The organism is Streptomyces olivochromogenes, assembly GCF_001514115.1.
GTDB classification, from domain to species: Bacteria; Actinomycetota; Actinomycetes; order Streptomycetales; family Streptomycetaceae; genus Streptomyces; species Streptomyces olivochromogenes.
On the sequence record NZ_KQ948455.1, the window covers coordinates 143,083 to 161,374 of the forward strand.

Annotated in this window: 18 protein-coding genes; 11 read left to right on the forward strand and 7 right to left on the reverse strand. The window is 69.7% G+C overall.

The features are described from left to right. Nucleotides 1-13 precede the first annotated feature (13 nt). The 6 genes from AQJ27_RS15785 (at nt 14) to AQJ27_RS15810 (ending at nt 4,156) form a co-directional block, all read left to right on the forward strand. Nucleotides 14-604, forward strand: a complete 591-nt coding sequence (locus AQJ27_RS15785) for a hypothetical protein (protein WP_067368253.1) — start codon at nt 14-16, stop codon at nt 602-604. Between the two features lie 33 nt (nt 605-637). Continuing rightward, nucleotides 638-1,264, forward strand: coding sequence for an OmpA family protein (locus AQJ27_RS15790; RefSeq protein WP_425275210.1), 627 nt, complete (start codon nt 638-640; stop codon nt 1,262-1,264). Between the two features lie 12 nt (nt 1,265-1,276). Next, nucleotides 1,277-1,870 (forward strand): dihydrofolate reductase family protein, encoded by a 594-nt coding sequence (locus AQJ27_RS15795; RefSeq protein ID WP_067368260.1) that lies wholly within the window; start codon nt 1,277-1,279, stop codon nt 1,868-1,870. 40 nt (nt 1,871-1,910) lie between these two features. Continuing rightward, nucleotides 1,911-2,783, forward strand: a complete 873-nt coding sequence (locus AQJ27_RS15800) for an LLM class flavin-dependent oxidoreductase (RefSeq protein ID WP_067368263.1) — start codon at nt 1,911-1,913, stop codon at nt 2,781-2,783. Nucleotides 2,784-2,821: 38 nt separating this feature from the next. Then, nucleotides 2,822-3,283, forward strand: coding sequence for a GNAT family N-acetyltransferase (locus AQJ27_RS15805; protein WP_067368266.1), 462 nt, complete (start codon nt 2,822-2,824; stop codon nt 3,281-3,283). 99 nt (nt 3,284-3,382) lie between these two features. Beyond that, nucleotides 3,383-4,156, forward strand: coding sequence for a class I SAM-dependent methyltransferase (locus AQJ27_RS15810; RefSeq protein WP_067368269.1), 774 nt, complete (start codon nt 3,383-3,385; stop codon nt 4,154-4,156). Between the two features lie 12 nt (nt 4,157-4,168). On the opposite strand, the gene AQJ27_RS15815 is transcribed toward AQJ27_RS15810, so the two are convergent. Further along, nucleotides 4,169-5,314: a winged helix DNA-binding domain-containing protein gene (locus tag AQJ27_RS15815; protein ID WP_067368271.1), complete on the reverse strand. Its 1,146-nt coding sequence runs from the start codon at nt 5,312-5,314 to the stop codon at nt 4,169-4,171. A 277-nt stretch (nt 5,315-5,591) separates the two neighbouring features. Next, nucleotides 5,592-5,927 (reverse strand): DUF192 domain-containing protein, encoded by a 336-nt coding sequence (locus tag AQJ27_RS15820; protein ID WP_067368273.1) that lies wholly within the window; start codon nt 5,925-5,927, stop codon nt 5,592-5,594. Between the two features lie 607 nt (nt 5,928-6,534). On the opposite strand from AQJ27_RS15820, the gene AQJ27_RS15825 reads away from it, so the two are divergent. From AQJ27_RS15825 to AQJ27_RS15840, 4 genes are all read left to right on the forward strand, one after another. Further along, nucleotides 6,535-7,308 carry an isoprenyl transferase gene (locus AQJ27_RS15825; RefSeq protein ID WP_067368276.1) on the forward strand — a complete coding sequence of 258 codons (774 nt, stop codon included), beginning with the start codon at nt 6,535-6,537 and terminating at the stop codon, nt 7,306-7,308. A gap of 297 nt (nt 7,309-7,605) precedes the next feature. Continuing rightward, nucleotides 7,606-8,931 carry an RNA 5'-3' helicase PhoH2 gene (gene phoH2 / locus AQJ27_RS15830; protein ID WP_054235001.1) on the forward strand — a complete coding sequence of 442 codons (1,326 nt, stop codon included), beginning with the start codon at nt 7,606-7,608 and terminating at the stop codon, nt 8,929-8,931. 485 nt (nt 8,932-9,416) lie between these two features. Next, complete coding sequence (locus AQJ27_RS15835) at nt 9,417-10,109, forward strand: aggregation-promoting factor C-terminal-like domain-containing protein (protein ID WP_067368279.1); 693 nt, start codon at nt 9,417-9,419, stop codon at nt 10,107-10,109. A gap of 134 nt (nt 10,110-10,243) precedes the next feature. Next, nucleotides 10,244-11,716: an AI-2E family transporter gene (locus AQJ27_RS15840; protein ID WP_067368282.1), complete on the forward strand. Its 1,473-nt coding sequence runs from the start codon at nt 10,244-10,246 to the stop codon at nt 11,714-11,716. Between the two features lie 344 nt (nt 11,717-12,060). Here AQJ27_RS15840 and AQJ27_RS15845 read toward each other — a convergent pair whose 3' ends face one another. After that, nucleotides 12,061-12,594 carry an alkyl hydroperoxide reductase gene (locus AQJ27_RS15845; RefSeq protein WP_060894603.1) on the reverse strand — a complete coding sequence of 178 codons (534 nt, stop codon included), beginning with the start codon at nt 12,592-12,594 and terminating at the stop codon, nt 12,061-12,063. Between the two features lie 6 nt (nt 12,595-12,600). Beyond that, entirely contained in the window at nt 12,601-13,155 is a 555-nt protein-coding gene (locus tag AQJ27_RS15850) for a peroxiredoxin (RefSeq protein WP_054235005.1), read from the reverse strand. A gap of 269 nt (nt 13,156-13,424) precedes the next feature. On the opposite strand from AQJ27_RS15850, the gene AQJ27_RS15855 reads away from it, so the two are divergent. Then, nucleotides 13,425-14,378: a LysR substrate-binding domain-containing protein gene (locus tag AQJ27_RS15855; protein ID WP_067369277.1), complete on the forward strand. Its 954-nt coding sequence runs from the start codon at nt 13,425-13,427 to the stop codon at nt 14,376-14,378. 21 nt (nt 14,379-14,399) lie between these two features. Here the strand turns inward: AQJ27_RS15855 and AQJ27_RS15860 are convergent, their stop codons facing one another. From AQJ27_RS15860 to AQJ27_RS15870, 3 genes are read right to left on the reverse strand one after another with little or no spacing between them, the layout of a single operon-like run. After that, nucleotides 14,400-16,748, reverse strand: a complete 2,349-nt coding sequence (locus tag AQJ27_RS15860) for an ABC transporter permease (RefSeq protein WP_067368285.1) — start codon at nt 16,746-16,748, stop codon at nt 14,400-14,402. Continuing rightward, entirely contained in the window at nt 16,745-17,431 is a 687-nt protein-coding gene (locus AQJ27_RS15865) for an ABC transporter ATP-binding protein (RefSeq protein WP_067368288.1), read from the reverse strand. The genes AQJ27_RS15860 and AQJ27_RS15865 overlap by 4 nt, the downstream gene beginning before the upstream one ends. Then, nucleotides 17,428-17,952, reverse strand: a complete 525-nt coding sequence (locus AQJ27_RS15870; protein WP_067368291.1) for a PadR family transcriptional regulator — start codon at nt 17,950-17,952, stop codon at nt 17,428-17,430. The genes AQJ27_RS15865 and AQJ27_RS15870 overlap by 4 nt, the downstream gene beginning before the upstream one ends. Between the last annotated feature and the right edge of the window lie 340 nt (nt 17,953-18,292).

Genomic DNA, 18,292 nt, shown 5'->3' on the forward strand with positions numbered 1-18,292 from the left:
GGAAGCCGTACCGATGGATCTCCGGCACACCATGAAGGGCCGCAGGGCGCTGAGCGCGCTGGCGATCACGGCTGGGTTGTTCCTCACGGTGGCCGGTTGTGGAGGGGGCGGAGACGCCAAGTCCGGCAACCAGGCGTCGACTTCATCCCCTACCCGGAACAGCGGTGACGGCAAGGCGAAGGAAAGCGGCTCACCCGCCGTGAATCAAGCGATCGCCGAAGTGAAGAGCAACGGCCTCACGCTGACGATCACATCGGCCAAGCGCGACCAGGGCGGGTTCGTCACTGTCAACGGCACGGTCACCAACGGCACCTCCGGCATCTGGATCGGCGCCGAATGGATCAGCGACGAGACCGAGCTGAAGAGCAACGGCGGATCCCTGGCCGGTGCCAGTCTGGTCGACGAGAAGGGCAAGAAGAAGTACCTCATCCTCCGGGACACCGAAGGGCACTGCCTCTGCACGAAGTTCCAGGGCGGTGTCTCCCAGGGTGCCACCGTCGACTGGTTCGCCCAGTTCCCGGCGCCGCCCGCCGGGACGACGAGCGTGCAGTTCCAGGTACCGACCATGCCCCCGGCCACCCTCACACTCTCCGACGGCGAGTGACCCATGGCCCTGACCTCCCGCACCGTGGCCACCATGTTCACGACCTTCGCCGTCCTGAGCACTCTGACTCTCAGCGGTACCCAGGCGTACGCGGACGACGGGAACCCCAGCGCACCTCCGGGCAGTCTGACCACCTCCCCACCCCCCACCGTCGACCCCACCAGCCCCGGCCTGAAGCTCGCCGACGGCGCCACGCTCGCGCCGGCCAAGGTGTTGGACATCAAGTCGGTCGTCGAGGACCTCGGGGGTGAGGAGCGGCGGGAGGACACGAACTCGGACGTGACGTTCGCGTTGCAGGCCGAGGTGCTGTTCCCCAAGGACAGTTCGAAGCTGAACCCCGACGCCCGTTCCCGTATCCAGGCGATCGCGGACGAGATCAAGAACCAGAAAGCGACGACGGTCAGGGTGTTCGGGTTCACCGACAACCTCGGCTCGTACGCCCACGGCCTGGTCCTCTCCAAGAAGCGCGCGGAGATCGTCCACGACGAACTGGCGGCGGCGCTCGGCTCGACGGACGTCACCTTCGAGGTGCGCGGCTACAGCGAGGACTACCCGATCGCGGACAACACCTCGGAGGAGGGTCGCCGGAAGAACCGCCGGGTGGAGGTGACGTTCCCACGCGACTCCGCGAACAGCAGCTCCTCGGGAGCCCAGAGCTGAGAACCTGGTGACATGAGAAGAATCGTCCTGATGATGTCGGTGTCCCTGGACGGATTCATCGAGGGACCGAACCGCGAGATCGACTGGCATCGCGTCGACGCGGAGCTGCACCGCCACTTCAACGAGGAGATCAGGAAGTTCGGCGGCCTGCTGGACGGCCGCGTGACGCACGAGCTGATGGCCGGGTTCTGGCCGACGGCCGATCAGGATCCGGACAGTACGGCCGAGGTGGTCGAGTTCGCGGGGATCTGGCGGGACATCCCCAAGTACGTGTACTCGCGGACGCTGGAGCGGGCCGACTGGAACACCACGATCGTCCGGGACGTCGTACCGGACGAGGTCAGGGCGCTCAAGGAACAGCCCGGCGGGGACCTCGGCCTCGGTGGCGCCGACCTCGCGGCGGCGTTCCTGCGGCACGACCTGGTCGACGAGTTCCGGGTGTACGTCCATCCGGTGCTGATCGGCCGCGGCAAACCCCTCTTCCCGGAGTCGCACACCCCGACCGATCTCCGGCTCGCCGAGTCGAGGATCTTCGGCAACGGGGTCGTACTCCTGCGCTACGAACGCGACAGCACCGCCCCCGCCCCCGCCTCCGCCGAGGCGTAAAGGTGTTGTCCGCGTGCCGGGGCATCGGTAGGAAGGCTCCATGACTGTTCTCGGCGTTGTGTTCCGGCCCCAACTGCCCCCCGAGCGTCTTCGGGCCGTCGCGCGCGCGGCGGACGACGCGGGCCTGGAGGAGCTGTGGCTGTGGGAGGACTGCTTCCTCGAAGGGGGCATCTCGGCCGCGGCGGCCGCCCTCGCCTGGACCGAACGGGTCCGGGTCGGCGTGGGCCTGCTGCCCGTCCCGCTGCGCAACGTCGCCGTCACCGCGATGGAGGCCGCCACGCTGCACCGGATGTTCCCGGGGCGCGCGATCCTGGGCGTCGGCCACGGCGTACAGGACTGGATGGGGCAGGTCGGGGCGCGTGCGGAGTCGCCCGTGACGCTGCTGCGCGAGCACCTCGACGCGCTGCGCGCGCTGTTGCGGGGCGAGCGGGTCAGCACGGACGGCCGGTACGTGAAGCTGGACGGCGTCGCGCTCGACTGGCCGCCGGCGGGGGCACCGGAGGTGCTCGCGGGCGCCACCGGGCCGCGTTCGCTCCGGCTCTCCGGGGCCGCCGCCGACGGCACCGTCCTCACCGCCGCCACCGCGCCGGAAGGGGTACGACGGGCGCGCCGACTCATCGACGAGGGGCGGGAGTCGGCGGGCCGGACCGACCCCCACCGGGTGGTCGTCTACCTCCACGCGGCCACCGGACCGGACGCGGCGGCGCGGCTGCGCGCCGAGATCGAGGCGAACGGTGAGGATCCGCTGCCGGAGCACGGCGTCGCCGGGGACGCGGACGCGGTCGCCAAGGCCGTACAGCGCCTCGCGGAGGCCGGCGCCGACACCGTGGTCCTCCAGCCGACCGCCGACGAACCGGACCCCGAGGCCTTCGTACGGTTCGCGGCGGAGGAAGTACGGCCGCTCTTCACGTAGGCCGGTCGTTGTCAGTGCCCGCTGCCACACTCGTCGGTATGAGCGACGACGACGTACGACTGAGGGACACGGTCGAAACCGACCTCGACCTGTTCCTGGCCTACGAGCTCGATCCCGAGGCGGCCCGGCGGTCGAGGTTCGAGCCCCGGACGCGCGAGGCGTTCATGTCCCACTGGAGGACCAGGATCCTCGGCGACGACACCGTCCTCGTGCAGACGGTCACCGTGGACGGTGTGCCGGCCGGGAACCTCGTCGCCTGGTGGGAGGGCGAGCGGCGCTTCATCGGCTACTGGTTCGGCCGCCCCTACTGGGGCCGGGGGATCGGCACCAGGGCTCTGACCAGCTTCCTGGAGCTGGAGAGGAACCGCCCCCTGTACGCCGACCCCTTCACGGGCAACACCGCGTCCCTACGCCTCCTGGAACGCCACGGCTTCCAACCCCAAGGCACCGTCCACCACGGCGAAGACGACCACACCCTGCTCGTACTCCCTGGAGAGTGAAGGCACGGGCGACGAGCACCCTGGACCCCCGGCCCGTGAACCCGGTTGCCCGAAGAAAAACACCTCGCCTCCCCACCACCCCCTTGAGAAGATCCCCCCATGACCACCACCCGTACCTTCGAAGCCCTCGTGGACGAGGGTGTGGCGGCGCCCGTCGAGGGCTGGGACTTTTCCTGGTTCGAGGGGCGTGCCAGCGAGGAGCGGCCCTCGTGGGGGTATGCGCGGGGGATGGGGGAGCGGCTGGCGCGCGCGTCCGCCGCGCTGGACGTCCAGACCGGTGGTGGTGAGGTGCTGGCCTCCGCGCCGACGCTGCCCCCGCTCACCGCCGCCACCGAAGGCTGGCCCCCGAACGTCGCGAAGGCCACCGCCCTGCTCCACCCCCGTGGCGCCGTGGTCGTCGCCTCTCCGGAGGACGCCCCGCTGCCCTTCGCGGACGGCGCCTTCGACCTGGTCACCAGCCGGCACCCGGTCACGACGCACTGGTCCGAGATCGCGCGCGTCCTGCGCCCCGGCGGCACGTACTTCTCCCAGCAGGTCGGCCCCGCGAGCGTCTTCGAACTCGTCGAGTACTTCCTCGGGCCGCTGCCGGAGGACGTCAGGAACGGCCGGCACCCGGATCGCGCCCGCGCCGCCGCCGAGGCCGCCGGGCTCGATGTCGTCGACCTGCGCGCGGAGCGGCTGCGCGTCGAGTTCCACGACATCGGTGCCGTCGTGCACTTCCTGCGCAAGGTGATCTGGATGGTCCCCGGCTTCACCGTCGACCGGTACCGGACCGAGCTGCGTGCCCTGCACGAGCGGATCGAGGAGAAGGGCCCATTCGTCGCCCACAGCGCCCGCTTCCTGATCGAGGCGCGCAAGCCGCGTCATCCGTAGGGGAGTGGTGGCTCAGGCGTGCGGGCCCGCCGTCACCGTCCCCACCACCAACTCCGCCCTCGCCTCCAGGATTTCACCCACCCGTTCCACCCGCACCGCCAACTCCCGTTCCCGCTCGGCCGTCAACCCTTCCAACGGCTCCACGGTGACGGTCGTACGCCCTCCCCGGCGCCGCTGGTGCCAGACCCCGGCCACCACACCGTCGACCAGCAGCACGGGGAAGTTCCCGGCCTGACCGCCCGCGAGAGCACGCGCGTACGCCGGCCCGGGGAAGAGCACCTCGCGGGGCCCCGCGGCGATGGCGTACGCGTCGAAGTACGGAAGCAGCCGCACCCCGCACACCTCCCCCGGAAACTCCGTGTCGCCCGCCGCGACCCACGCAGGCCCCTCGAAGTCGACCTCCTCGATGACCCCCGAACCCGCCAGCGAGGCGAAGAGCTCCGTGGCCCAACCGCGCGGGGCCGCGGCCCACTTGGCGAACCGCCCCGGCGTCGCCGGTCCGTACGCGCGCAGATAGCGCCCTACGAGCAGGGCGAGCCCCTCTTCGGCGGCGAGCGGCTCGAAGCGCGGGGGCCGGGTGTACGTCGCCTTGCGGCCCCGGTTCGGGGCGAAGCACAGCGCGCCGCGCTGACCCGCCCGGTGCATCACCTGCCGCCAGCGCGGCCACATGCCCTGGAACGCGGGCATCACCAGGTCCCCGGCCCAGGACCCGGTGCGCGCCACCACCTCGTCGCTCAACTCGTCTATGGTCAGCCGCGCGCCGTCCAGGGCGTCCCCGATCGCCGCCACGACCTCGTCCGCCTGCTCCTCGGTGAGCCGGGCGGCGGGCGCGGAGGCGCTCCGGCCGGACGGGATCGCCGTCAACGCGGCCGTCCAGAGGGGGAGTTCCGCGGTGGGAAGCAGATGTACGGTGCCGCGCGGGCCGTACGTCTTCACCAGCGAGCCGTCCTCCCAGAGCGCGGCGCGTACGTCTGCCCGCGTGACCCCGTCGGCGCGTACGCCCACGGACACCTCGGCCGCCGACAGGACTTGTGCGTGCGCGCCGAGCATCGCGCCGACGACGTCGGCGACCGGAGTCCCGCCGCGCGCCGGAACGGCCAGGCACTGGCGCTCCATGCGGCGCGCGCTCGCCTCGTTCCATGTGATCTTCAGAGTCATGCGGCGAAGGTAGGCGGGAATGAGGTCAGAACCTGTCCGCTGGAGCACCTGGGAGCCGATTGACCGAAAACACCCTGATGCGACCTGCCATGGGTGAGATGTCCGTCCGTATGACGGACTTCTGCACAGGGTTTCCACATCGTTATCGGCGGCGGGTCGTCTGGGCTGTTCGCCTCACGTAAGTTCAGACCAAGGTAATTCGCGTGAGCAAAGCTGCGCGTGTGGCACCGCGCAGTGGAGGGGGCTGCGCGGTGCTGCGCCCCTGCCTGACGCCACATCACCGGTCGTGCACCGTGACCTGCCCCCCGCGCCGTACGCCCCATCGCTCCATCGCCCCGGCCTGCGCCTCCAGAATGTGGCGGGAGCGTGGACGGGGGCGCCCCATGCGCCCCGGCTTCATCGTCCGCACCGCCAGGACGCGGAATTTTCGGTCCAAATAGGCGACGTCGATCGCGAACCGCATCCCCAGGGTGTGCACCGCGGCGGCCGGCGAGAGCAGCAGGGCCCCCTCGATCCCGTCGCGCCCGAGCAGTCCACGGCGCCGGGCGCGGGCCGACGCGGCGACCTCCAGCGGCACCGGTGTGGGAATCCCCGGCGTGGTGAGTGTGGCCATGGGTGCGAAGTTAGCGGCGCCGTCAAGCGGGCGGCACAGACGCGCGTCACTCTCCCGGAGTACATGGGGGCGAGTCGGCAGGGAAGACCCAGTTGGTCGCAAACCCTCTGGATCTCTCCGTTTACCTCTCTATTCCCTTTGAATCCGCTGTGATTCGGCCATGGTCAAGCCCTGAATGAGAGGTTCCGGGGCCACCGTGGCGTCGTCGTCCGGTTTCGGAGAGTAGTTGTGGCACGCCGATGCACGCAGCATCACTTACGAAGGGTTATGGTGGAAACCCCCCCTCGGGCCGGTCCGTCTCCCCCCCACGGACCGGCCCGTTTTTTGTGCCCTCACACTCCGCCCCGCCGCCGCCTCGGCCTGCGCCCCCGTGCGCCCCCCTGGCCCCGGCAACCGGCCTTGGTGACACAGCGCCCCCACCCCGTTCATCGGTGCCGACGAGGCGCCGCTGCTTTCCACCACCATGATCGACAGGGCAGGCCCTTGCCGGGCCGTTGGTTTCGCGGGGGTAGGCTTCGCCCCCGGGGACCGTCATATGGACAGGGGTTGCGCTGAGCGAGGCCGCTCTGCCGCGCCCGTCCGATCCGCACGGAGGGGCTGACAACACGTGAACCTGCGGGACAACCTGCGCCGGCTGCTGCTCAGGTTCTACACACGCAGGGTGGAGGGCCACCTCGACCACGACCAGGTGCCCAAGCACATCGGCGTCATCATGGACGGCAACCGGCGCTGGGCGAAGGCGGCGGGAAGCACGGCCGCCCAGGGGCACCGTGCGGGTGCCGACAAGATCGAGGAGTTCCTCGGCTGGTGCTCGGAGACCGACGTCGAGGTCGTCACCCTCTGGCTGCTGTCGACGGACAACTTCGACCGCCCCGAGGAGGAGCTCGTCCCCCTGCTCGGCATCATCGAGGGCGTCGTACGCACCCTCGCCGCCGACGGCCGCTGGCGCGTGCACCACGTGGGCACGCCGGACATCCTGCCCTCCCAGATGCAGACCGCGCTGAAGGAGGCCGAGGAGGCCACCGCGCACGTCGACGGGATAGTGGTCAACGTCGCCATCGGCTACGGCGGCCGCCAGGAGATCGCCGACGCCGTGCGCTCGATGCTCCTCGACGCCGCCGACAAGGGCTCCTCGATCGAGGACATCGCCGAGTCGGTGGACATCGACCTCATCGGCAAGCATCTCTATACGAGTGACCAGCCCGACCCCGACCTGGTGATCCGTACCAGCGGCGAGCAGCGGCTGTCCGGATTCATGCTGTGGCAGACCGCCCACTCGGAGTACTACTTCTGCGAAGTCTTCTGGCCGGCGTTCCGCAAGGTCGACTTCCTGCGCGCCCTGCGCGACTACGCGGCGCGACACCGCCGCTACGGAGGCTGACCCAGGGGGGTGCGAGGGGTGCGCGTCATCCGGAGTTAACGAACGCGTGGTCACATGCTCTTGCATGGCCGCGCATGTTCGAGGGCATAAGCCATGCAGGTCGACGCCCGAACCACGGGTGTCGTATCTCAGCGGACGGCACGGGGCCGTCCGCCCGGGAGGCCCTTTGCACCAGCCCGACCGTGCGGTCAGTACGGACGAGACGGAGGGCCGGTCTCCGGCCCGCGCAATGCGGCCAGGACCGGTCCAGCTCCTCTCCGTCGCTCCCCGACCTCATCCGAGGGGGTACGTCCTTCCGTGGTGACCAGCACAAAGCGCCACAAGCCCGACCGGCGCACCTATGTTCTCGACACCAGCGTCCTGCTGGCCGATCCGAACGCCCTGAGCCGCTTCGACGAGCACGAGGTCGTGCTTCCGATCGTCGTGGTGACGGAACTGGAGGCCAAGAGGCACCATCCGGAACTCGGCTACTTCGCCCGGCAGGCCCTGCGCCTGCTCGACGAATTCCGGGTGCGGCACGGCCGCCTCGACTCCCCCATTCCGATCGGGGATCTCGGCGGGACCGTACGCGTCGAGCTCAACCACTCGGACCCCAGCGTCTTGCCCAGCGGGTACCGCCTGGGGGACAACGACTCCCGCATCCTCGCGGTCGCCCGCAACCTGCAGGCCGAGGGGTACGACGTCACCGTCGTCTCGAAGGACCTGCCGCTCAGGATCAAGGCCTCGTCCGTCGGTCTCCTCGCCGAGGAGTACCGCGCGGAACTGGCCATCACGGGCTCCTCCGGCTGGACCGGAATGTCCGAACTGACCCTGTCCGGCGAGCAGGTGGACATCCTCTTCGAGGAGGGACACGCGTACGTCCCCGAAGCGGCCGACCTACCGGTGCACACCGGTCTGACGATCCAGTCGGAGCGCGGCAAGGCCCTGGGCCGTGTCACCTCCGAGGGCAACGTCCGGCTGGTGCGCGGCGATCGGGAGGCCTTCGGCATCAAGGGCCGCAGCGCCGAGCAGCGCATCGCGCTCGATCTGCTGCTCGATCCGGACATCGGGATCGTGTCGATGGGCGGCCGGGCCGGCACCGGCAAGTCCGCGCTCGCGCTCTGCGCGGGTCTGGAGGCCGTGCTCGAGCGGCGCCAGCACCAGAAGGTGATGGTCTTCCGGCCGCTGTACGCGGTGGGCGGGCAGGAGCTCGGCTATCTGCCCGGCTCCGAGTCCGAGAAGATGAGCCCCTGGGCGCAGGCGGTCTTCGACACGCTGTCGGCGGTCACCTCGCGCGAGGTCATCGAGGAGGTCACCGCGCGCGGCATGCTGGAGGTCCTGCCGCTCACCCACATCCGGGGGCGCTCTCTGCACGACGCCTTCGTGATCGTGGACGAGGCCCAGTCTCTGGAACGGAACGTGCTGCTGACCGTTCTGTCCCGCATCGGCGCCAACTCGCGGGTGGTTCTCACCCATGACGTGGCACAGCGGGACAATCTGCGCGTCGGCCGCTACGACGGTGTGGTCGCCGTCGTGGAGAAGCTGAAGGGCCATCCGCTCTTCGCGCACGTGACGCTGAACCGCTCCGAGAGGTCCCAGATCGCGGCACTTGTGACCGAAATGCTGGAGGACGGACAGATCTGACCCAGCTGGTTCCATCTGGCTCTGTCTGACTCCTTCTGGAGTCACCTGGACCCATCTGGCACCACTTGACCCGGTTGGTCAAAACGTGGTGGATGCACGGTAGTTGACGCCGCCCGGCAGAAGGCGAAGAGCCTAGCCGGGCGGCGTCATCGTGCGCGCTTGTTTCCGTAAAACTCCTGGGGCAAACGGGGTGTGAGCTTTCACACGCAACTGGGAATTGCCTCGCGGTGTCGGGTTACGGCAGAGTCTCATTCCTGTCAGGCCCCGCATACGACACACGTGTACCCCCAGCGGTACCGCACCTCAGGAACACCAGAACTCCATAGAGTCGTCGTATGCCGCCCGCGCACCACGCGGCACTTCCGTCAAGGGAGTTGCCCACCGGGCCCGTGCCTCCCGTGACCCCGCAGTTGGGAGGCCAGCGTTCAGGGGCACGATTGCGTCCGCGCGGGTCACCTAAACGGGCGATGCTGGAAGGAAACCGTGTGAGCCGGATTTCGGTCCGGGGACTCGCAGTGGCCTCGGCCACCGCGGTCACCGCTGTCGGCGCCGTGAGTGGTGTTGCCTCAGGCAGCACTGGCCAGCCGTCTATCGACGCTGAGGCGACGGCGAGTGACTCGACTCTCCTCGCGGACATACCTGCGGGCCAGCAGGCCCAGGTGCAGACCGCGTCCCTGACGCAGCAGGCCGACGCACAGGCCATCGCCGCGGACGCGAGCGCCAAGAAGGACGCGGAGGAGGCTGCCCGCAAGCAGGCGGCCAAGGACGCGGTCGCGAAGCAGAAGGCCGCGGCGGACGCCAAGAAGCGCAAGGAAGCCGCGGAAGCGGCCAGCCGCTCCGAGACGCGTGCCGCTGCCGCTGTCAGCCTGGCCCCGCAGTCCTCCTACACCGTCGCCGAGGTCCAGGCCATCGCGCGCCAGATCATCCCCAGCGGTCAGTTCCAGTGCTTCAGCAACATCGTGGACCACGAGTCCACCTGGAACTACAGGGCGCAGAACCCCTCTTCCGGCGCCTACGGTCTCGTGCAGTCGCTGCCCGGCAACAAGATGGCGTCCGTCGGCGCCGACTGGCAGACCAACCCGGCCACGCAGATCAAGTGGGGCCTCAACTACATGAACGACCGCTACGGCAGCCCCTGCGGCGCCTGGTCGTACTGGCAGGCTCACGGCAACTACTGAGCCGTCGTCACCTCCGGCCGCTCAACCTTTCGAAGCCCCTCCCCGTCCTAGGGTGAGGGGCTTCGGCCATGTACGGTCGGAACCGACGACTCCAGGGGGGAGTGGTGGGGAGAAGCGGGGGAAAAGGACGGATCATGTCGAGAGTGCCAGGGTTGCTCGGCCGGCTCGGCGCCGGGCTGACCGAGCTGGGCGCGCGGCTGGACGAGCGCCGCGCCGAGGTGGAGAAGGAGTCGGGGGGCTCACTCGACCTGATCGACGAGAGCGACGACCGGTCGCCGCGTGGCTCGACGACGACGGTAGGGGCGGACGCGAAGCCTTCCGCACCCCCTGCCGACGCCGTTCCCGAACCCACCCCCGAACGTGAACCCGGATCCGAACGTGGACCCGGATCCGATTCCGACTCGGAGCCCTCCGCCGTTTCCACCCCCGCTCCGGCCTCCGTCCCCCACTACACCCGTGGGCCGGAGACGGACACCCGGCCCGATCCCGTCCTGGCCGTGCCGTGGGGCGTACGGGTCGCGGCCGAGGCCGGCTGGCGGCTGCTCGTTCTCGCGGGCACCCTCTGGGTGTTGATGCGGGTGATCAGCGCCGTACAACTGGTCGTACTGGCCTTCGTCGCCGCGCTGCTCATCACCGCGCTCCTTCAGCCCACCGTGGCGCGCCTGAAGAGAGTGGGATTCCCCAGGGGCCTCGCCACCGCGCTCACCGCGATCCTCGGCTTCGTCATCATGGGGCTGGTCGGATGGTTCGTGGTCTGGCAGGTCCAGGAGAACATCGACAACCTCTCGAACCAGATCCAGGACGGCATCGACGAGTTGCGCAAGTGGCTCCTCAACAGCCCGTTCCATGTGACGGACAAGCAGATCAACGAGATCGCCAAGAACCTGCGGGAGGCGATCGGTGCGAACACGGACCAGATCACGTCGGCGGGGCTGGAGGGCGTGACGGTCATAGTGGAAGCCCTGACCGGCATCCTCCTGACGATGTTCTCGACGCTCTTCCTTCTCTACGACGGCAAGCGGATCTGGGAGTGGACGCTGAAGCTGGTGCCGGCGGCGGCGCGGCCGGGGGTGGCCGGGGCGGGGCCCCGCGCGTGGCGGACCCTGACGGCCTATGTGCGCGGCACGGTGATAGTGGCTCTGATCGACGCGATCTTCATCGGCCTCGGCATCTACTTCCTGAACGTCCCCATGGCTGTTCCCCTCGCCGTCTTCATCTTCCTCTTCGCGTTCATTCCGCTGGTGGGCGCGGTGGTGTCGGGGGCGTTGGCGGTGGTGGTCGCGGTGGTGACGCAGGGTGTGTTCACCGCGCTGATGACGCTGCTCGTCGTGCTCGCGGTCCAGCAGATCGAGGGCCACATCCTCCAGCCGTTCATTCTGGGGCGGGCCGTGCGGGTGCATCCGCTGGCGGTGGTGCTGTCCGTCGCGGCGGGTGGGCTGGTCGCCGGGATCGGCGGGGCCGTGGTGGCGGTGCCGCTGGTGGCGGTCACCAACACGGTGGTGGGATACCTGCGTTCGCACTCCCGCGAGCCGGGACTCCGCCACGCGCCGGAGCCGCGGGGCGCCACAGCGATGGATGTGGCGCCGGTGCGCCCCCCATCTCCGTGACGATTCCACCCCACCTCGGACGGGGCCTTTGTCCGCGGGCGGGTGGGGGTCGGCCGCGCAGTTCCCCGCGCCCCTGAGACGGGGCTCCGCCCCGTATCCCCGCCCACCCGGATTCGTTTGTCCGCGGGCCGGTGGGGGTTGATCGCGCAGTTCCCCGCGCCCCTAAAGGCCTGGGGCGCCGGGGCGCAGCCCCGTGCCCCAGGGGCGCGGGGAACTGCGCGCCAAGCCCCCACCCACCCGCAGCCGAAGAACCCACCCGGGGTCTGGGGGCGGAGCCCCCGGGGGTAGGCCGAGGCCCCGCCCACCCGGCCAGGGTGAACGGGGCCTGAGAGAAGAGGCGGAGGTTACTCCGCGAGAACGGCTTCGGCGTCCAGGGTCGTGGCGACCGCCTGGATCACGGAAGCGATCTTGAACGCCTCCTGGATCGTCTCCCGGTCGACGCCCGCCTTGCGGAGCACCTGCTCATGGGAGTCAAGACACTGCCCGCAGCCGTTCACCGCGGACACCGCCAGCGACCACAGCTCGAAGTCGACCTTCTCGACACCGGGGTTGCCGATGACGTTCATCCGCAGACCGGCCCGCAGGGTCCCGTACTCGGGGTCCGACAGCAGGTGCCGCGTGCGGTAGAAGACGTTGTTCATCGCCATGATCGCGGCAGCCGACTTGGCGGCGGTGTACGCCTCCGGCGACAGCTGAGCCTTCGCCTCCGGCTCCAGCTCCCGCAGCACCCGCGGCGACCGCGCCGCGATCGCGCACGCCAGCACCGTCCCCCACAGCTGCTGCTGCGGAAGGTCCGAGTTGCCGATGACCGAGCCGAGGTTGAGACGCAGGTCCTTCGCGTAGTCCGGCAGGGCGGACTTCAGTTCGTCGAGGGACATGGAGGGTTACTCACCCGCCAGGAGCGCCACCGGGTCGAGGGTGTTCTCGCCCTTGGTCCAGTTGCACGGGCAGAGCTCGTCCGTCTGGAGCGCGTCGAGGACCCGGAGGACCTCCTTGGGGTTACGGCCGACGGAACCGGCGGTCACCATGGAGAACTGGATCTCGTTGTTCTGGTCGACGATGAACACCGCACGCTTGGCGAAGCCGTCCTCGCCCTCGATGCCGAGGTCCCGCATGAGCTCGTGCTTCGAGTCGGCCATCATCGGGAAGGGCAGGTCACGCAGGTCGTCGTGGTCCTTGCGCCAGGCGTGGTGCACGAACTCGGAGTCGCCGGAGAAGCCGAGCACCTGAGCGTCACGGTCGGCGAACTCGTCGTTCAGCTTGCCGAAGGCCGCGATCTCGGTCGGGCACACGAAGGTGAAGTCCTTGGGCCATGCGAAGATCACCTTCCACTGACCCTCGTAGGTCTTGTGGTTGATCTGCTGGAACTCCTCGCCCTTCTCCAGCGAGACACAGGCGGTCAGATCGAACTCGGGGAACTTGTCACCGACAGTGAGCACGCGCTCTCCTTGCAGCGAGGAAAAGCCCTTTTTGGGGGCGTTTCCCGGGGGTTGGTCGAACTTGATGTTGGCACACGCTGCATTGATTACGGAAATAGCTACACTCGGTCGTGTTGATCGACTGAAACTATCAGTGACTATGAGTAAGAGGTACGGCCATGGCCAGCCCGATGGGCAACGCAAGCTCCAAGGGCCCCATGAGCGGCAAGGGCCCCATGAGCGGCAAGGGCCCCATGAGCGGCAAGGGCCCCATGAGCGGCAAGGGAGCCATGAGTCCCAAGGGGAACGGGCGCCGTCAGCCGAGCCTCGCCCAGCTGCGCGCCTTCGCCGCCGTGGCCGAACACCTGCACTTCCGTGACGCGGCCGCCGCGATCGGCATGAGCCAGCCCGCGCTGTCGGGCGCGGTATCCGTCCTGGAGGAGACACTCGGCGTGACCCTCCTGGAGCGTACGACCCGCAAGGTGCTGCTCTCACCCGCCGGCGAGCGTCTCGCCGTACGCGCGAAGGCGGTACTGGACGAGGTCGGCGCGCTCATGGAGGAGGCGGAGGCGGTACGGGCGCCGTTCACCGGGGCCCTGCGCCTCGGCGTCATCCCCACCGTCGCGCCCTACCTCCTGCCCACCGTCCTCAACCTGGTCCACGACCGCTACCCGGACCTCGACCTCCAGGTCCACGAGGAGCAGACCGCCAACCTCCTCGACGGGCTGACCTCCGGCCGTCTCGACCTGCTGCTGCTCGCCGTCCCCCTCGGTGTGCCCGGCATGACCGAACTCCCGCTGTTCGACGAGGACTTCGTGCTCGTCACCCCGCTCGACCACGCGCTCGGCGGCCGGGAGGGAATCCCCCGCGAAGCCCTGCGCGAGCTCAACCTGCTCCTGCTCGACGAGGGGCACTGTCTGCGCGACCAGGCCCTCGACATCTGCCGCGAGGCCGGCCGGGAGGACGCGCCGGTCACCACCACGGCTGCGGGCCTGTCCACCCTGGTCCAGCTCGTCGCCGGCGGCCTCGGCTGCACCCTGCTGCCGCGCACCGCCGTCAAGGTCGAGACGACCCGCAGCAACCAGCTCCTCACCGGCTACTTCGCGGACCCGGCGCCGACCCGGCGGATCGCGCTGGCGATGCGCGCCGGGGCCGCGCGCGGCGGCGAGTACGAAGAACTGGCCGCAGCGCTCCGGGAAGCGCTGCGGCCACTGCCGGTACGGGTGTGGGACCGGGACGCCTGAGCGCCCCGGCCCACGGGCCCGTCACTCGGTGCGCAGTCCGTCCGGCCGCATCAGGCGCAGCAGCGGTGGCAGGCTGAGTGCGGTCACCAGCAGGACGACTCCCGCGCCGATGCCGGTCATCGACAGCAGGCTCGGCCAGTCGACGCGCACCGAGACGCTCGTCATCTTCTGCAGGACCACGCCCAGGGTCACGCCGACCACGGAGGCGAGCAACAGACCCAGCGCGATCGGGATCGCGGTCTGCCAGAGCACCGACAGGCTCAGCGTGCGGCGTCGAGTGCCGAAGGCGACCAGGACGGAGAGCAGTTTCTTTCGCTCGCGCAGCTGTTCCAGCTGGGAGACCAGCAGGCTCGCGCCGATCAGGAACAGGACGCAGGCCGCGCCGACGGACAGGCCGGTGCGGATGGAGGTGTAGCGGTTGTCCTGCTCGGTCGACGCCCAGGTCCAGGCGTGGGCCAGCGGGCTGAGCTTCGCCGTGCTGTTGCGAACGAGGTCGTAGACGTCCGGTGTCGACTGGTCGATCCGCAGGTAGGCGTTGCCCTCGATCGCCTGTGCGGCCCCGGCAGGCAGTGCGCTCGGGGTGAGCAGGATGCCGCCGGTCAGACCGTTCGTCGCATCCGTGCGGATCCGGGCTGCCTTGATGCCCTGCGGCACGGTCCACGCGGCCTGCCTGCCCCTGAAGCTCTCGGCGTAGGAGGGGTCGATGTAGAGGGTTCGGCCGGGCTTGCCGAGCTTCGCCGCGTCCAGGTCGCTGTCGGGGCCCTTGACGAGGAAGACGTCGCCGTCGCGGCACGTCGGCAGCGTGGCCACCTCGCGCAGCGACGCGCAGTTGCCGACGGTCACGCTCGTGGACGTGTTGGGGTCCCGCTTCCGGTCGCCCAGTGAACCGGAGCCGATCGCGGTGACCTGTCGTACGCCCTTGGTCCGCGCGAACTGCTCGCGGGCCTGGTCGAGCGGGACGTCGTACGGGAGGCGGATCTGCATCTGTGCCCGCTGGAGGTCGTTCGACGTGTCCTTGGTGTAGTCGCCCTCGACCCCGGCGAACAGCATTTGCAGGGCGATGGCGCCGGCCACCGCGACCGCGATGCCGTTGACCATGCGGGCCGCCGTTCCGCTGCTCAACTGGAGTCTGCGGATGGCGAGTTGCCAGGACACCGAGCCGGATCCGAGCCGGGCGACGACCGTTTCGACGATCCAGGGCAGCAGCGCCGTGACGCCGATCAGGAGCAGCAGGACACCGCCGATCACCAGGTACTGGTTGAAGTTTCCGCTGGTGTTGCCCTTGCCGATCATCGGGTAGAGCATCGCGAGTCCGCCGATCGGCAGCAGCAGTCGCCACCACAGCCGGCGCCGCGCGGGCTTGGCCGCACGGACCACTCCGAGCGGCTCGATGACGACCCCGCGCAGTGCGAGCAGGGTGACGAGGACCGCGGCCGCGGGCACCGCGACGGCGACCAGGGCGGCCAGCGCGGGCGTGGGGTTCAGATAGCTCGGGAACACGCTCTTGCCGAAGATCTCGACGGATCCCGCCAGTTGACGGGCCAGCAGGAAGAAGACCGTGCCGAAGGCGAGCCCGAGGACGGAGCCCGAGAGGGCCTCGCCCGCGGCGATCCGCCGGGTCATCCGGCTGTCGGAGCCGACCAGGCGCAGTGCGGCGAGCCGCCGGTCGCGCCGCTCGCCGCCGAAGCGCACGGCCGCGGCGATGAAGACACCGACCGGCAGCAGCAGCACCACGAAGACGACGATGATCAGGAGGAGGAGTACCGGGTCCAGTTTGTCGGGCGGTCCGAGGGGCTCCCCGAAGTGGTCGATACGGGTCACTCTGGAGCCGTCGATCCTCGGGGCGAGGTTGTCGGCGCCCGCGTAGAAGCTGAGTTCGTTCGCGCCGACGAGACCGGGCTCCCCGATGGTGCCGATGGTGCGGTAGGGCAGCCGCTCGCGCAGCAGTTTCCCGCTGCCGGACTTCAGCAGGTCCGCCAGCGCGGGGGAGACCACCATCTCGCCCGGCGCCGGGATCTTCTTCACCCCCGGCGGCAGCGGCGCCCGGGCCCCCTCGGGTTGCACCTCGCGTCCGCGGATGTCCTTGTCGCGGTAGGTGTCGTCGACGGCCGCGACGAGAAGGGTCCGATCGGACGCCTTGGGTATGCCCACATCGGTGAACGTGATGTCCGTACGGGCCTTCTCGCGGTCGCTGCGGGCCTGGAGCGCACTCGGCAGCGCCGTGGTGAGCAGCAGCAGCGCGACGCCGAGCCCGACCCCGACGGCCGTGAGGACCGCACGCATCCAGCCCTCGCGTCCGCCGGTGAAGGCGAACTTGGCGCCCATGGCCAGGTCTCTGGACCACTGCCGGACGCTGGGAACGGCGCTCATACGATCCGCTCCATGTCGCGGGACTTTCCGTCGCGTACGACGATCTCGCGGTCCGAGTAGGCGGCCACCCGTGCCTCGTGCGTGACGAGGACGACGGCGGCGTTGGTCGAGCGGGCCGCCTCGGTGAGCAGATCCATCACGCGTTCGCCGTTGAAGGAGTCGAGTGCTCCGGTGGGCTCGTCCGCGAAGAGTACGCGCGGGCTGGTGACCAGTGCCCGGGCCACGGCGACCCGCTGTCCCTGGCCGCCGGATATCTCGCCCGGCCGCTTGCTCCTGAGGTCGTCGACCTCCAGCCGTTCCATCCAGGACAGGGCGGTTCGCTCGGCCTCCTTGCGCCCGGTGCCGTTGAGCCGCAGCGGGAGGGCGACGTTCTCGACGCAGGTCAGTTCGGGAACGAGCTGCCCGAACTGGAACACGAACCCGAACTCGCTGCGCCGCAGCGCGCTGCGCTGGGCGTCGTTCATGGTCGCCATCTCCTGGCCGTTGTAGACGATGGACCCGGAGTCCGGTGTCACGATGCCGGCCAGGCAGTGCAGGAGGGTCGACTTGCCGGAGCCGGAGGGGCCCATCACGGCGACGACCTCGCCCGGGTGGATGGAGAACTCGGCGCCGTCGAGGGCGTTGGTGGGGCCGTACGCCTTGCGCAGGTCGTGGGCCGTGAGCAGGGAGCCTGCGGGGGTCATCGGGTTACCGCCTCGGCGAGTTTTTCGAGGCGCGCGGCGGTGAGCTCCAGCCACCGCAGGTCGGCCTCCAGATGGAAGAGGGCGTGGTCGCAGATCAGCTGGTCGGCGAGGTCGCCCTTGCGCTTGCGGTCCGTCAGGATGCGCATCATTCGCAGGTGCTCGGACCGCTGCGTGTCGAGGATCTCGGACGCGTCCCGGTGCGTGAGCAGTGCGAGGACGACCTTCGTGTAGAGGGTCGACTGCAGATACGGCTCGGGCTTCTCGGGTGTCGCGAGCCACTGCTGTACGTCGGTGATCCCGGCGTCGGTGATCGCGTACCGCTTCCGCTCCGGGCCGCCGCCCGCCTCTATCCCGTCGACCTCGACGAGTCCGTGCTTGAGCAGCCGCGACATCGTCGAGTAGACCTGGCCGTAGTGCAGCGGCCGGTCGTGACCGAACTTCTCGTCGAAGGCCCGCTTCAGGTCGTAACCGTGGCGGGGCCCGGACTCCAGGAGTCCTAGGAGGGTGTGACCGATGGACATGCCGAGCACTCTACACACGGCGTATACACCGCACGTATACACACCGCGAATAGATCATGGTCGACCCCACGTCCGCGCAGGTCACACTCGATTGTCACGGTTCCGTCACCGCGATTCCTCGCCCCCGCCGCCCCTACCCGTCCCATCCCTGGGGGCTGCCGCCCCCAGACCCCCGCATCGGCCTGAACGGCCTCGTCCTCAAACGCCGGACGGGCTGAAGGTGCGGGCCGGGGCGGGTGGGTCATCGACCTCGCCCTGGAACGCCGCACGACCGTCGGCTTTGAGGGGCGCGGGGAACTGCGCGCCAAGCCCCCACCGACCCGCAGCCGAGGAGCGACCG